Genomic DNA, 15,120 nt, shown 5'->3' with positions numbered 1-15,120 from the left:
GTGAGGTAAAGAAACTTATGAATGCACCAACACTATTACGAGGGTTTAACTTTTTGTATTTTGCGTTGCTGGCTATGTTCATTCCTTTTCTGCCAGTCTATCTAGGTGAGCAAGGTCTTAATCCGGCGCAAATTGGATTCATTATTGGTACTGGAGGGTTTGTTACTATTATTGCTCAACCCTTATGGGGGATGATCAGTGACAAAACAAGAACGATCCGCAAAGTGCTGTTAATTCTGTTGTTATGTTCTGCGGTGACCGGATACTTTTTATTCGATTCAAGCAGCTACGTGCGACTTATTCTTTTTGCGATGCTGCTCTATTTCTTCTTAATGCCTATCGATCCGCTAGCTGAGAGCCTAAATTTCCGTATCTCTGAAGCAGCTGGAATTAGCTATGGTTCAATACGTACATACGGAGCGTTGGGGTACGGTGTTATGGCCCTACTCACAGGTTATGTGATGAGTTATTTCGGTTCACAAGGGATGGCCTTGCTGTTCGTCGCGATTAGTCTTACAAGCTTTGTGGTCAGCTGGTTCATGCCAGATGCTCCGGTGACCGGTAAACCGGTCACACTAGATAGCCTGAAGCATTTTCTTAGTAACAAAGAAACACTGCTATTCCTAGTACTCATCTTTATTAGCTCCGTTCCCGCACGAATGAACGATACCTTCCTTGGGGTATATATTCGCGAGCTTGGAGGCAGTCCTGAATTAGTTGGTCAATCGTTCTTTATCGCCGCAATGAGTGAAATTATTGTGTTTGCCTTAAGCTTTTGGTGGCTTCGCAAAGGAAAAGAGCTAATCATCATTTCGATTTCTGGAGCCTTTTATTTTCTTCGGTTCTTTATTTCGGCCTGGATTTCTGATCCGCATTTATTAGCCTATCTACAGATTCTACAAATCCTAACCTTCCCGGTATTCTACTCCGCAGCTATTCAGTATCTATATAGTATTGTGCCTGTGGAATGGCGCGCTACGGGTCAAACTGTTTTGGCGCTACTGTTCTTCGGTGTATCAGGTATTCTCGCTTCTTATGCTGGTGGAGCATTATATGAAGCCTTTGGCGGTAAGGTCCTCTACTTAACAATTTCCGTGATGTCATTTATCGGTATGCTGTTCGGATTGATATTGTACAGAATCTATGGTAGTAAACACACCAATAAAAAGAATATAGCCACTCATTAATCTTTCAACAATTAAACGGGTATGTCCCATAGCCTTGTAGACGGCTACCGGACATGCCCGTTTTCTATGAATAAGTATCGTAGTGTCCGTGAAATCAATCTCCTTGTCCCCTATCAAAAAGTGCTAATTCCCCGTGTCATTCGCTCTCCCATCAATAGATTTATCGCATAGTATATCCTATCAAAAGAAAAGGAGGTCGTTACTATGGCCATCGTATTACCGCTTCAATTGTTTGTTTTAGAACCTGTCATTGGCAAATCATATTATGAAAACCTTGCAGGTGGTATTAATGCTGCAGTTACAGTAAACAATATTTCGGACCATCCGGTACAACTAGTATTAACCCGTGTGAATGCTCCAGTTATCACTTACACGATTCCAGCATTCAATAGTCTTACACTGCAAGTTCATGCACTGTTGGTTGCAGCACTCTTAAGCACTGCTGCAGGTACTACATTTGGATTTATTGAAATCTCAACATCAGATTTCTAATAGATTCATTTCACAATGCTCTCTAAAGCATCTCTAGCTGATAGTTCAGCTAGAGATGCTTTTCTATGAACTTCTACCTAAGTCATTCATTCTTTATGTTGCTCCATAAGCTGCTTCAGTTTGATTTCAGTATTTGAATCTGCGGCAGGCGTATAAATACTACAACGTAAATCTGTACTGCCTTGAACCTGTAGTGAGGTTAAATGAAATAACATTTTCCCTGCTTTGGCATGTCTGAATTCCAATAGCACATCTGGAGCAGAGCTAACACGACTTTGTTCCCATATTTCATTAAACGCTGGATGCAGTCCCTTTAATTCCTCGATAAATTCATCGTACCAACGATCCTCTACATATTGTCCGTAATACGCTCTAAAGATGGATAGATATCCACTTACGAATTGTTCCCAATTTACGGCTAAACGTCTGAATTCCTTGCGAACAAATAGCAAACGAATCATATTTCTCTCCTCGATGGGCAGTTTGGAGAAATCTAGAAACACATGTGCTGCAGCCTCATTCCAACCTACAATCCCGCAACGTCGGTCTGAAATAATCGTAGGACAAGTCTTAAGCTCCTGTAAAATTTTCTGCAAAGAAGGACTAATTATTGAGGATTCCTCTTGCTGAAATAGACCATTCCCTGTTCCAGTCTCTAGTGCTAGTGCAAAAAGATACTTCCGCTCATCACTAGTTAACTTTAAGGCAGTTGCAATACAGTCCAGAACAGACGAAGATACTTTAATATCCCTGCCCTGTTCTAGCCACGTATACCAGGTGCTGCTTACCCCTGCTAGCTGTGCAACTTCTTCTCTGCGAAGTCCAGGTGTTCTCCTGCGAGTGCCTTCTGGCAGTCCAACAGAGCCGGGTGAGATCGCAGCACGGCGTGCTTTTAAGAAATCTGATAATGCCTGCAATCTCGTCTGATTAGCCATACGCTTCCTCTCCTCTCTGTTACATTCTTTAGTATAGTACAAATTATACTAGGATAAACGCTAACTTGTAATAGGATAAAATAAGTGGAAAAATACCTATATACACTTCTTGAGGAGGTTCACTATGGAACGCGTAGTTATTACAGGTATGGGTCTAATCTCACCCCTTGGAAATACAATAGAGAAATTTTGGGATCGTCTAGTTTCTGGTGAGTCGGGTATTTCCCCAATCACTTCATTTGATACCTCTAACTTTAAGACAAAGATTGCGGGAATCGTGCATGATTTCGATGCGGAGGCCAGATTTGGCCGTAAAGAAGCACGCAGAATGGATAGATTTAGTCAGTTCGCCCTCGCAGCCGCTGAAGATGCCTGGACACATTCCGGTCTACAGCTTGATAAGATTGACAAGGAACGTCTCGGAGTTTATGTAGGATCCGGTGTTGGTGGAATTCAGACCTTGATGGAGCAAGGGAGTGTCCTAAAGGGGCGTGGACCAGATCGGGTCAGCCCTACTTTAATTCCCATGATGATCTCCAATATGGCTGCGGCGATGATCAGCATTAAATTAGGAGCCTTGGGTCCTACAATGTCTCCAGTAACTGCCTGCTCTATTGGAAATACGGCAATCGGCGAAGCCTTCCGGTTGATCCGTTATGGAGGTGCCGACATCGTAATTGCTGGTGGATCAGAAGCAGCCATTACCGAAATCTCTTTAGCCAGTTTCGGCAATGCCACCTCCTTATCCACTCGAAATGAGGAGCCGATTAAGGCGAGTCGGCCTTTTGACGGGGAACGTGACGGATTTGTTATCGGTGAAGGTGGCGGAATAGTTATTCTGGAGTCACTTTCTCATGCGCAGCGTAGAAACGCCAAGATTCACGGAGAGGTTATCGGTTATGGTGCCAGCTCTGATGCCTATCATATGGTCGCCACCCATCCAGAAGGAATTGGTGCTTATCAAGCGATGAAGCTGGCCCTGAATGAAGCTAATCTCCAGCCCGAAGAGGTGGATGTAATTAGTGCTCATGCCACAAGTACAGTTGTAGGTGACCGCTCCGAGACCCTTGCGATAAAGAAGTTATTCGGTGATCAGGCCTACCAGATTCCCGTAACCGCTAATAAGTCCATGACTGGACACGCCTTAGGGGCGGCCGGTGGCCTAGAAGCCATTGCCCTAATTAAGAGCATTCAAGAAGGAATCATCCCGCCTACCCTTAATCAGGAGGTCAAAGATTCCATCTGTGATCTGGATTATGTCCCGAACATTGCGCGAAAATCTGATCTTACTATAGGTATGTCTAACTCCTTTGGTTTCGGCGGGCATAATGCTGTCATTGTGATTCGAAAGTTTGAAGATTGACCACTCATCCATAAAACGGGGTTCCAGATTAGTCATTCTCAGGACTAAGTGGAACCCCGTTTCTACTGCCAATTTCAAAAAAAATCTATTATTCCATCGTTGATACATGGCTCCCCCAGATAGAGATACCTTCCTTGGAAACCGCAGTAAACGTCATAACGTTACTAGCTGTTGCTTCATTCCACACTTTCAGGAATACCCCATTATAAGTAGAACCGTCAATGGTAAGCTCCGCAGTATGATCATCGATAAGCTTCCATTTCCCCTTTACCGCTCCTTTGATCTTACCGCTTTTAGTTAATTCGATCCGCTCCGACTGCACGATATCAGCCGTAATGTCTTTGTTATGGTTTACATATTTATATTCGCCTGAAATTTGCTCTTTCGTGTATTTCTCTATGCTCTCTCCGCCATAGCGGTGCGGGGCTACCACCGGCCAGCCCTCACTGTTCATAAACATCTGATGAACTCTTACCTCATGCTTTTCTCCACGATTCGGGAAGCGTGTATGAAAGATCAGATAATACTTGCCATTCTCTTTATCATAAAACGCTGAGTTATGACCTGGTGATACATATCCTTCTCCACTCACTGGCAGCTCGTCATCCGTATTTAGGAATTCGAAATTCCCCATTAGCTTCACTCCGTAAGGAGCATATGCTGGATCATCGAACAATACCGTAGGAGATCCTTGTGCATTAATCATATCCTGACCCTCAGAATCTTCGAAGGGTCCATCGGGCGCCTTTGAACGAGCTACACGGATGTTATATCCACCGTCTGCAGCCAGACCACCGTAGGATAGGAACAGATAGTAGTAATCCGTTTCCGGACTGTATAGCATATATGGAGCTTCTATCCGAGCATGATTCGCACCCAGGAGCTTTTTGCCATAACCTTGATCTGGTAGCGGGAAGCCTGTATTAGCATCTAGTTCCATAATAAAAATACCACCGGAGTACGAGCCATAGACCATCCACAGCTTCCCTTCTTTATCAAAGAACACGTCCGGATCAACTACATTCGGCTTTTGAGTGGCATCATATATTTCTCCATCATCACCCTTACCCATCATACCTGACTTCAGAATGACGCCCTTATTCTTATAAGGTCCCTCAATATTGTCCGACACAGCTATGCCGAGTGCAGACAACGGGGAATCCCCTTTACAAGCATTATAATACATATAGTATTTGCCATCCGCCAATTGGATAACATCGGGTGCCCATAAGGTATCCGTCTGTCCCCATTTTAATGCTTCCGCAAACTCCTCTTTGACATTAGGAATGAGTACGTTTCCTTCTACCACCCCTGAGGACAGCTGAGTCCAAGACATCAGATCATTTGATTTAGCAGATGCTAAATGAGAACCGAATACATAGTATTTATTATCTGCCATAATAATCGACGGATCATGTACAGATACATTTTTGAAGATTGGCTGCGCAGAGTCAGCTGCGTTATTTGTGTCGATGGAACTGGCTGATTTGTCATTGCACGCGGTTACTGCTAATAATGAAACACTGATCATTGTAGTTATAATTGCTTTTCTCATCGTTATACCCCCTATGTATGCCTTTTCATTTTGAAACGAAAACGAACAATAGTCAATCCTTTTATTTAATTAAGTTCGTATTAATTCATGTTTATTTAAATAATAGTGAACATTCATGCACAAAAAAAACGCCAAGCCATCGAAATGGCCTGACGTTTCCTTTTATATTTTTCGAAGAATAATCTGTTTAATTAGCGCCTTCTTGTACCAAAACCGGCTCTGGATAAGCGTTCTTAAGCACACGTTGTCTATTCTTAACAACTGCCGGCGGTTCCACCTTAGGAGCCATCGGATGCATTAGCCAAGACTTCACCATATGGGTATCCGAAACCTTATACATTGGAGGCTCTTTCTCCATATCGATTTGCATAGCGTAAGTGCTACGTAGTGCAAAAGCATCGCCCTTAGGCGGTTTGATCAAATCTGGAGGCGTACCAGGAATTGCTGTTAGCAAAGAACCTTTGCTCTCTAGACTTGGCATGGAAGCTAACAAGCCCCAAGTATATGGGTGTCTTGGATCGTAGAAGATCTCTTCCGCTGTTCCCATTTCAACAATTTGTCCGGCATACATTACAGCTACACGATCTGCCATTCTTGCTACAACCCCGAGATCATGGGTGATAAAAATAATAGCCGTATCAATCTTCTTCTGCAATTCCTTCATCAAATCAAGGATTTGTGCTTGGATGGTTACGTCGAGCGCAGTAGTCGGCTCATCCGCAATCAGAAGTTTAGGGTTCGCAGCAAGTGCCATTGCAATAACAACACGTTGACGCATACCACCACTGAATTCATGTGGATATTGATTGAAGCGACGTTCTGGTGAAGGAATACCTACAAGATTGAGAAGCTCAACCCCACGTTTATTCGCATCAGCCTTGGAGATGTTCTCATGTTTAAGCAGCACTTCAGTAATTTGTCTGCCGACCTTCATCATTGGGTTCAGAGAGGTCATCGGATCTTGGAAGATCATACCGATCTCTTTACCGCGGATTTTCTGCATCTGCTTCTCTGTCTTGCCAATCAAATCTTGTCCATCGAACAGAATCTGTCCGCGTTTATATTCTCCTGGTGGTGTAGGAACTAGCTTCATAACCGCTTGTGAGGTTACACTTTTACCGGAACCTGACTCCCCAACAATCGCTAGAGTTTCACCTTTATCTACATGGAAGCTAACACCACGGATCGCTTGTACCTCTCCGCCATGTGTTTTGAATGATATCGCTAAGTCTTTTACCTCTAAAAGGCGCTCCATCTTGTCACCCTCTCATTTCCTCGTCAATTATGATAATGATTCTCAGCATGTTGTAAGCAATAAGTATTATTTTATCTAGTTTTAAGGGTTCTAGTCAAGATTTTTCTGAAAAAAATACGGCGAACCTCACACTTTAGTACTAGATCTAATTATTGCGTGCTCAATAGGTGTGATAGTTCCACTTTAAAATACGCAAATCAGAGAATAAGGAAGAACTACTAGGTACTGCTAAATATAATAAATGGTATGGAAGGAATACTGCCATGATTCTAAAGCCCACTATCAAAATATACACGAATAATACAACCAAAGCAAAAGTTACATGGTTATGTGATCAGTAAGTAATGCTTATTATGCATAAATGATCATGAAACAAACGTAGTATCGATAGCGGCTATAGCAAACTTACAGTATCCATATGTACACTCAGCCGTTCAAATATAAGAATTCTCCCCTACTGTTGCTCAGCCTCCCTATCTTTCATATTGTAGTTGTGTCAAAAATATGTTAATTCATGAACCGCTTCCAGCCCTCAAGCAGATTATCATGCGCCCACTTCAGGTGGCCCTGGCTATCGTACTTACGCGAATAACACTCGATGAAGTAAATTAAGTCGATATATAAGTCGTAGAGTTTTTTACGGGCACATTCATTTGGACTGTCGAAGCTATCTCCGTAACCTCTGCAGAAATGCTCTGAATTCTCAATATAGCGAAAATAATATTCCATAAGGGGATCGCCCCAAAGTGCCCGTTCCCAATCAATCAATGCAACAATGCGCCCCTCTCGCACAAACACATTGCCATCCCATAAATCCCAATGTATTAGACGAGGCTTAACGACTGCATCCATAACATGTAAGCGAATTTTGATCTCTGCCTCAACAGATTCTAACGGAATGGGCATTTCTACCTTTAAACGATGTGCATCTTCAAGCAGGTTCATTATCAAATGCTTAAAAGTTTCCCGCCATGAAGTTCCTTTTACGGGTGTGGACGCACTAAATAATCCGAAACGCTCACCAGGAATTTCATTAATTAAACGGGAATAACGACCTAACTCTTCCTCAATACTCATTCTCTGCTGCGAACTTAGCTCTTCCTTAATTTCATTATAAGGCTGGCCAACTATTTTCTCCATGAAAAAAAACTCGCTTGAAATCATTTCTTTACTGTTATCATAAGCGTATACCTCTGGCACAGGTACTGTCCCATTTGACTTCATCAGTCGCATCGCCGCAACCTCTACAGACATAATATCATGCTCGTAACTAAGGGTGTCTGCTTCAGCTGACGGTGCTATCTTAAGAATCATGTCTCTTCCATCTGATAATAAAAGGTCATATGCTGCGTTAAAGTAGCCACCTGTCAGTTCAGTACTTCGCTGAATGCTCACATGACTTCCAAAAGTAGCACCTACCAAATCACTCTGTTGCTCTGTCGTTAATTTTGTTTTAGTAAAGCTCTCCAAGATCTCACCACCATAATGAAATAAGTATCAAAAAATAAACAACCCTTCTCCATTTGATTGAAAATTGTTAAAATTAGAACAAACGAGTCTCATTAGCCCGCTTTTCATGAAAGAGAGGAAACGATTAACATGATTATTAAACCTAGAACACGCGGCTTTATTTGTACTACCGCACATCCGCAAGGTTGCGCTCGTCAAGTAGAGCGGCAAATCGAATATATCCAGACACAACCCGAAATCAAAGGACCACGCAAGGTGCTTGTCATTGGCGCCTCAACAGGATATGGCCTCGCCTCACGGATTACAGCCGCCTTTGGGGCTGGAGCCAGTACAGTAGGCGTCTACCGCCAGAGCAGCAGCAACGGAGCCCGTACAGCCTCTGCTGGATGGTACAATTCAGCAGCCTTTGAGGAACTTGCAGAGAAAGCTGGACTTCAATCCTACAGCGTAACCGGTGATGCCTTCTCCAAAGAAACTAAGGATAGAACCATACAGCTGATTCGCAGTGAATTGGGACAAGTTGATCTAGTCATCTACAGCGTTGCTTCTGCCCGTCGAACAGATCCTGTGACGGGTGAAGTTTATAACTCCGTAATTAAACCTATAGGCGATACCTACACGAATAAAACCGTAAACTTTCATACGGGTGAAGTCAGTCAAATTTCTATTGAGCCCGCTACAGACAAAGAAATCAATGATACTATTCGAGTGATGGGTGGTGACGATTGGCAGCTTTGGATGGAAGCACTTCATCAAGCCGGAGCTTTGGCCGATCATGCTACCACCATCGCATTCTCATATATCGGGCCGGAGATCACCCAGTCTGTATATCGGAAGGGAACGATTGGACGTGCAAAAGATCATCTAGAATTAACAGCACACACTCTTAACACTCAACTATCAAGTATAAACGGTCGGGCCTATGTAGCAGTTACGAAAGGACTGGTCACACAGTCTAGCTCAGCAATTCCTGTCGTCCCCCTATACACTTCTGCGCTATACAAAGTCATGAAAGAGAAAGAACTTCATGAAGGTTGTATTGAACAAACCTATCGGTTGTTTGCAGAACGTCTTTATGCGATGGAAGGGACTCCTGTGGATGAAGAAGGGCGTATCCGAATCGATGACTGGGAGATGTCCCCGGATGTACAGAATCAAGTGGCTCAAATCTGGGAAGAACTCACGACAAACAATATCTACGAATTGACAGATCTAGAAAGCTACAAACAAGAGTTCTTCCAGTTATTTGGATTTGAGACCGAGGGTGTAGATTATGAAGCTGAGACTGATCCAGACGTAGCGCTTATCAATCAGCGGTAAACAACAATACATTATGTTGGTGACTATCTTCTAGCAGAGGTCAGTGGTTGCTCAAGTGCATACAATTCTTCTTCAATGGAAATCATCTTTTGCTCAATCACTTTACGGGCATCTGCCAGTGCCTGATTATAAATATGAGGTGAGAGTTCTTTGAGCATAAAATCAAGAAGATTCTCACTTGCTAATTGGCCAATTTCGCTAGATAGCTCCGCTTCAAAATAATCCTGAATACTGGATGTAACTTGTAGTTTGTGTTCTCTCTGTATTTTTATCGGCTGCATGATCGTCCTCCAATTTGTATGGGTTAAATTTCGGATTATTAATACAGGAAAAATGACGTGCTTACGCACGTCATTTTTTATATTCTATGCCCTTAATCTAAACCCACCACATTTCTGCTAGTGGCTCCTCAATTAATACTTGTTGAAGATTACTTACCGCTTTGGAGAAGCCTTCTTCCACAGACATCAATCCATCTTCATGCTCAATACTGACCACATAATCGTATCCTACCAAACGAAGAGCGCTCATAATATCAGCCCAAGTCTTAAGATCATGTCCAAAACCAACCGAACGGAACTGCCATGCACGGTCAAGCATTTTGGTATAGGATTGCATATCTGTTAAGCCATGCATATTAACATTGACTGGATCAATAACTGTATCTTTGGCGTGGAAATGATGGATTGCGCCTTGGCGTCCCAATATATGAATCGCCTGCACCGGATCAATTCCTTGCCACCACATATGGCTCGGATCAAGGTTTGCTCCGATTACCTCACCCGCAGCTTCTCTCAAACGCAGTAAAGTACCCGGTGTGTGAACAGAGAATCCGCCGTGGAGCTCAAGACCAACCTTCACATCATGCTCTGCGGCAAAGGCTCCCCATTCAGTCCAGTAAGGGATCACTTTATTCTCCCATTGCCAATCCAGAATTTCTTGATAATCATTTGGCCATGGAGCTACCGGCCAGTTCGGATACTTGGCACCCTCATGATCACCTGGACAACCAGAAAACGTATTAACGACTGGAACACCTAGCTTCTGCGCCAATTTGACCGAGTTCACAAAATCCTCATGATCCTTCTGGGCAAGCTCTTTTTGTGGGTGTAGGGGATTTCCGTGACAGCTCAGTGCACTGATCGTTAATCCACGGGATTCCACAGCATGTTTGAATTCTCTCAATGCTGCCTCATTCTCGAGAAGCATCTTAGGATCACAATGACTGTTACCAGGATTGCCTCCTGTACCAATCTCTACCGCCTTTAGACCTTTGGACGCTACATAATCAAGAGCATCCTCCAGCTTGCGACCCCCAAACAAGACCATAAATACTCCAAGTTTCATTGTAAGTCACCTCTTTTGCAAATAGTTTACTTACCTTCACCATACATATCGAAGTCTTTGAGCACTTGATTCTTCTCAGCAGATTCAAAAATAGCCTCAATCAAATTCTGAACACGCATGACTTCAGCATTCTTAACAATGGGTTCAGCTGTCCCCTCAATTACGGCTGCGAAATTGTCATAGAAGCTAGAACCTAGCTCCGCAGGTTGAGGTAAAGCTTCTGTAATCGTAGCCCCTTCCGAAGGAGGCGCCATCGTTTTAGTTAATCCGACACCTGCACGGATAGGCTTAGGCTCGATCTTTTCGCCTTCATTGTTTCTGGTTACTAAACGTCCAGTTAAAGACCAATCTTCGATAATACCCGTTCCTTCAATACCCTTCACATACCATCTAGGCAGCGTAATAAAGTTAGTTGTCCCAACCTCAACGATAGCTTTTATTCCATTCTCAAATTGCAGGATGGCTTCAAAGCCATCATCTACATCATTGCCTAGAATAAAGCTCAGACTGCTGCTCACACTGATGACTTTGCTATCGATCATAAATAAGAGCTGATCTAATAAATGAACGCCCCAATCCAGCAGCATTCCTCCACCTTGTGCCTTGACATGGCGCCAGTCTCCTGGAATACCATTCGCTCCGTGTACGCGAGATTCAAGCTGGAACAATGAACCAATGGTCTCTTGATCATACATTTTTTTGATCGTTAAGAAATCCTCATCCCACCGTCTGTTCTGATGTACCATGAACACACGTCCTGCTGCATCTGCTGCGGCCAGCATTTCTTGAAGCTCTACCTTCGACATAGCGACCGGCTTCTCACAAATAACATGTTTGCCAGCTTGTAGCGCACGTACAGCGATTACTTTGTGTACATCGTTTGGTGTCGCAATAAGAACAATCTCAACTGCAGGATCTGCTAATACTTCTTCATAACTTTCATATACCTTGTAACCAGCATTGATGGAGTCCGCACGACGTGCTTCAAGCAAGTCGTATGTCCCTACCACTTCAAGGGAGTTAGTCTCCTTAATTAATTTCGCGTGATAACTTCCCATTCCACCAAAGCCAACGATGACTACGGAATGTATCTTTGAGCTCATGACTTCCACTCCTACTTCCCTATTAATTATCTGATGTGCCGTCAAAATACACAGCGCGACCTGTACGTGAAGATTCATAAATAGCTTCCAAGATTTGAGTAACAACGAGGGCCTGCTCAGGTTTAACTACAGGTTCCTTGTCTTCTCTAACCGCCTCAAGCCACAAGCGAGCTTCACGATCAGATTCATTTTCCTGTCCTCCATCAAAGAACGCTACTCCACCAGCAGACAAGTCTACTTTGGTCTCATACAGACGTCCACCACGGTCACCGTTTAGGCGCAGACCATCCTTCATATCTGCACCACCTTCTGTACCTGCAAGAAGCGTCTGAGCTTCTCGATACTCAGATACATTTAGTGCCCAGCTAGATTCAAGTACAATTGTAGCACCATTTTCCATGGTAATAAATCCAAAAGCTGAATCTTCTACCTTAAATTGCTCAGGATCCCAAGGACCAAAGGCATTTCCAGCGTTCTTTCGGTTACTCAGTTTATGGAAAGACGAGCCCATAACACTGCGTGGTTTATAATTATCCATCATCCATAAAGTAAGATCAAGTGCATGCGTACCGATATCGATCAGTGGGCCGCCGCCTTGCTTTTCTTCATCCAGGAACACCCCCCAAGTAGGAACCGCACGACGACGAAGGGCAATTGCTTTTGCATAATAGATTTCACCTAGTTCGCCGTTTTCGCAGAGTGCTTTAAGGTATTCACTATCCGAACGATAACGGTTCTGGTAAGCGACAGACAACTTCATCCCCGTACGCTTCGCAGCATCCAACATTTCTTGTGCTTGGGCAGTGGTTTTAGCCATTGGTTTCTCGCACATTACATGGTTACCTGCTTCCAATGCAGCGATAGTAATCACGGAGTGACTGTCATTTGGTGTACATACATGAACAATATCAAATCCGCCAGCTTTCAAAAGCTCAGTGTAATCTGTATAAACAGCAGCGCCTTCAGCGCCATAAGTCTGAGCGGCTTTCTGTGCACGTTCTTCAACGATATCGCAGAAAGCTACCATTTCAGCATCCTTCTGACGTGACAAACTTGGCATATGTTTTCCATTTGCGATACCACCGCAACCTACAATAGCAATTTTCAACTTATTAGACATTAACTTTTCCTCCTTGATTTGCGTATGCTTTTACCCATTTCAAACTATCTTCTACACTTTCTAATGGTGAACGACTGCAGAAATCCTGCTCTACTACCGCCCACTCCACATTCGCCTGTACAGCTGCATTTAAAATTGCAGTAAGGTTCACTTCACCTTCACCTAGTACTACAGTTTCTGGAGAGCCGTCTTCATTTTTCTTCAAATCCTTCAGATGGATGATCGGCAGTCGACCTGCGTATTTATTGATATATTCAACTGGATCATAGCCTGCATGATGTACCCAGCAAGTATCCATTTCCACTTGCAACAGGTCAGCCGGCACCTCTTCAAACAATCCATCAAAAGCAGTACGGTCACTATCACCATATTTATCTGTTAACTCGAAATCATGATTGTGATACAGAAGTACTGCTCCGCCCGCTTTGCACTTTTCTCCAATAACCTTCAAATTCGCGGCAACCTCTTCATAGTTGCGTTGTTCTTCTGACAAATAAGGAACAATCAAATATGGATTTCCAATCTCAAGATTGTAAGAGATTTCTGCTTCTGTATCATTCAACAATGCGTCATATGGACGATGTGCGCCGAGCGCGACCAGTCCAAGCTCATTTAGCAATTGTTTAACTTCTGCTGCGGTGCGGCCGAAATAGTGGAAAAACTCTACGCCTTTATATCCAAGGGCTGCTACCTTACGCAGTGTCCCTTCAAAATCCTGTTCCAGTTCTTCTCTAAGCGTGTACAATTGCAGACCTATCTTCAGCATTTTCTAATCACTCCAATGGGTTTAGGGTTAGCTTACTAATTCATTTAAACTTCTTTCTGCTGCTCGTCCCCAAAGAGATCAACAGCAGCAATCACTTGAACAATAATGCTGTTGTAGAATTGACTAATCTGATTCCCATTAGTTTCCTTCAACTGCCATTCTTGTTTGCATAGCTAATATCGACTCCGTATAGCGTGGATGGTCGATTTCTTTCTTTATTGCTTAGGTACATAGTAATATGAAAGCGTATATAATAAAATGAATAATATGATTAAAACATGAACAATCTGATTATCATTTCTAGTCATCAAGGAGGACATATGAATCAATCTACTACCTGTCACGTTTTATCCGCTGGATTTTCCTTTCACCGCAAACCTTTCCATATGTCACATAGCCATGGAAATCAGAACTATTTAATTCGTCTGCAAACAGAGGGCCGAAGCCGAGCAATGATCGACGGTGTGATGACACCAGTGGAGAGCGGCGATATCATGCTGTTTGCTCCTAATGATCCTTACTATTTAATTATTGATAAGGAAGAGTATCCTGTAGGTAAGCCGCGGATTGAAAGCGGAGATTATCATATTTTTTGTGAAGGCACTTGGATTGTTGAATGGTGGGAACGTGCTCAGAGACCCTCACTCTTAAGTGTGCCACTGAGTGAGAATTTCCTCGGCTTATTTCGTCAGCTGATTCTTGAGCACAGACGTCTTTCCGATTTCTCACCAGCGATATCTGCCTGTTATTTGCAAATCCTGTGTATGGAAATCGACAGACTCATTACAGATCAGCCAGCGATTACGCCTAAAGGCTATCTAGCTTACCGAATGAAGCAATATGTTGAGGAGCATGCAACCTTACCTTTTCTGTTGGAGGATGTTGCCGCAAATGTAGATATTTCCGTCTCCCGTGCCGTTCATTTATTTAAGGAGGCCTTTGGGACCAGTATTATCAAATATGTAAATGATGTCCGGCTAGAGATGGCAAGAGAACGAATCACCTTCAGTCCAATGCCGCTGGAGCAAGTAGCAGAAACCTGCGGTTTCGCAAACTATACTTATTTTCACCGTGTATTCCGAAGTCGTTTCGGCATGTCCCCTAGACAATACCGTGTACACAGCAGAACTCAAGTATAACAAGAGATAAGGCGAATCAATGAAAATAGGGCTATCCCTAAAGTAGATAAACTCCTACTAGGATAGCC

Annotated in this window: 14 protein-coding genes; 5 read left to right on the top strand and 9 right to left on the bottom strand. The window is 43.3% G+C overall.

Features of this window, described 5'->3' with window-relative positions; genetic code table 11:
• Positions 1–17 precede the first annotated feature (17 nt).
• On the top strand, positions 18–1,187 hold the full coding sequence (locus tag ACN6KS_RS12595; RefSeq protein ID WP_094868622.1) for an MFS transporter: 1,170 nt from the start codon (positions 18–20) through the stop codon (positions 1,185–1,187).
• 204 nt (positions 1,188–1,391) lie between these two features.
• Complete coding sequence (locus tag ACN6KS_RS12590; protein ID WP_094868621.1) at positions 1,392–1,679, top strand: hypothetical protein; 288 nt, start codon at positions 1,392–1,394, stop codon at positions 1,677–1,679.
• Between the two features lie 86 nt (positions 1,680–1,765).
• Here the strand turns inward: ACN6KS_RS12590 and ACN6KS_RS12585 are convergent, their stop codons facing one another.
• Entirely contained in the window at positions 1,766–2,614 is an 849-nt protein-coding gene (locus ACN6KS_RS12585) for a helix-turn-helix transcriptional regulator (protein WP_094868620.1), read from the bottom strand.
• A 124-nt stretch (positions 2,615–2,738) separates the two neighbouring features.
• Between ACN6KS_RS12585 and fabF the strand changes: the two genes are divergently transcribed.
• Positions 2,739–3,977, top strand: coding sequence for a beta-ketoacyl-ACP synthase II (gene fabF, locus ACN6KS_RS12580; protein WP_094877144.1), 1,239 nt, complete (start codon positions 2,739–2,741; stop codon positions 3,975–3,977).
• 88 nt (positions 3,978–4,065) lie between these two features.
• On the opposite strand, the gene ACN6KS_RS12575 is transcribed toward fabF, so the two are convergent.
• The 3 genes from ACN6KS_RS12575 to ACN6KS_RS12565 all read right to left on the bottom strand — a co-directional run bounded on the left by ACN6KS_RS12575 (position 4,066) and on the right by ACN6KS_RS12565 (position 8,257).
• Positions 4,066–5,532, bottom strand: coding sequence for a glycoside hydrolase family 43 protein (locus ACN6KS_RS12575; RefSeq protein ID WP_440962118.1), 1,467 nt, complete (start codon positions 5,530–5,532; stop codon positions 4,066–4,068).
• Between the two features lie 187 nt (positions 5,533–5,719).
• Entirely contained in the window at positions 5,720–6,787 is a 1,068-nt protein-coding gene (locus tag ACN6KS_RS12570; RefSeq protein WP_339290742.1) for an ABC transporter ATP-binding protein, read from the bottom strand.
• A gap of 507 nt (positions 6,788–7,294) precedes the next feature.
• Positions 7,295–8,257 (bottom strand): phosphotransferase family protein, encoded by a 963-nt coding sequence (locus tag ACN6KS_RS12565; protein ID WP_440962117.1) that lies wholly within the window; start codon positions 8,255–8,257, stop codon positions 7,295–7,297.
• 129 nt (positions 8,258–8,386) lie between these two features.
• On the opposite strand from ACN6KS_RS12565, the gene fabV reads away from it, so the two are divergent.
• The gene (gene fabV, locus ACN6KS_RS12560; protein ID WP_094868616.1) at positions 8,387–9,577 is read left to right on the top strand and encodes an enoyl-ACP reductase FabV; all 1,191 of its coding nucleotides are present in this window, start codon (positions 8,387–8,389) and stop codon (positions 9,575–9,577) included.
• Between the two features lie 23 nt (positions 9,578–9,600).
• On the opposite strand, the gene ACN6KS_RS12555 is transcribed toward fabV, so the two are convergent.
• The 5 genes from ACN6KS_RS12555 to ACN6KS_RS12535 all read right to left on the bottom strand — a co-directional run bounded on the left by ACN6KS_RS12555 (position 9,601) and on the right by ACN6KS_RS12535 (position 13,913).
• Positions 9,601–9,858 carry a DUF2164 domain-containing protein gene (locus ACN6KS_RS12555; RefSeq protein WP_440962116.1) on the bottom strand — a complete coding sequence of 86 codons (258 nt, stop codon included), beginning with the start codon at positions 9,856–9,858 and terminating at the stop codon, positions 9,601–9,603.
• A gap of 97 nt (positions 9,859–9,955) precedes the next feature.
• Complete coding sequence (locus ACN6KS_RS12550) at positions 9,956–10,924, bottom strand: sugar phosphate isomerase/epimerase family protein (protein WP_094868614.1); 969 nt, start codon at positions 10,922–10,924, stop codon at positions 9,956–9,958.
• A gap of 26 nt (positions 10,925–10,950) precedes the next feature.
• Positions 10,951–12,027: a Gfo/Idh/MocA family protein gene (locus ACN6KS_RS12545; RefSeq protein WP_094868613.1), complete on the bottom strand. Its 1,077-nt coding sequence runs from the start codon at positions 12,025–12,027 to the stop codon at positions 10,951–10,953.
• A 22-nt stretch (positions 12,028–12,049) separates the two neighbouring features.
• Complete coding sequence (locus ACN6KS_RS12540; RefSeq protein WP_094868612.1) at positions 12,050–13,147, bottom strand: Gfo/Idh/MocA family protein; 1,098 nt, start codon at positions 13,145–13,147, stop codon at positions 12,050–12,052.
• Positions 13,140–13,913: a sugar phosphate isomerase/epimerase family protein gene (locus ACN6KS_RS12535; protein ID WP_094868611.1), complete on the bottom strand. Its 774-nt coding sequence runs from the start codon at positions 13,911–13,913 to the stop codon at positions 13,140–13,142. The genes ACN6KS_RS12540 and ACN6KS_RS12535 overlap by 8 nt, the downstream gene beginning before the upstream one ends.
• A gap of 320 nt (positions 13,914–14,233) precedes the next feature.
• Here ACN6KS_RS12535 and ACN6KS_RS12530 point away from each other — a divergent pair, with 320 nt between their 5' ends.
• On the top strand, positions 14,234–15,052 hold the full coding sequence (locus ACN6KS_RS12530) for an AraC family transcriptional regulator (protein WP_094868610.1): 819 nt from the start codon (positions 14,234–14,236) through the stop codon (positions 15,050–15,052).
• Positions 15,053–15,120 lie beyond the last annotated feature (68 nt).

Origin of the sequence: Paenibacillus nitricinens (assembly GCF_052056485.1) — a bacterium.
GTDB lineage: Bacteria > Bacillota > Bacilli > Paenibacillales > Paenibacillaceae > Paenibacillus_AQ > Paenibacillus_AQ nitricinens.
Note: the sequence above shows the minus strand (reverse complement) of the source record. Positions and strands in the feature narration are given on the sequence as shown.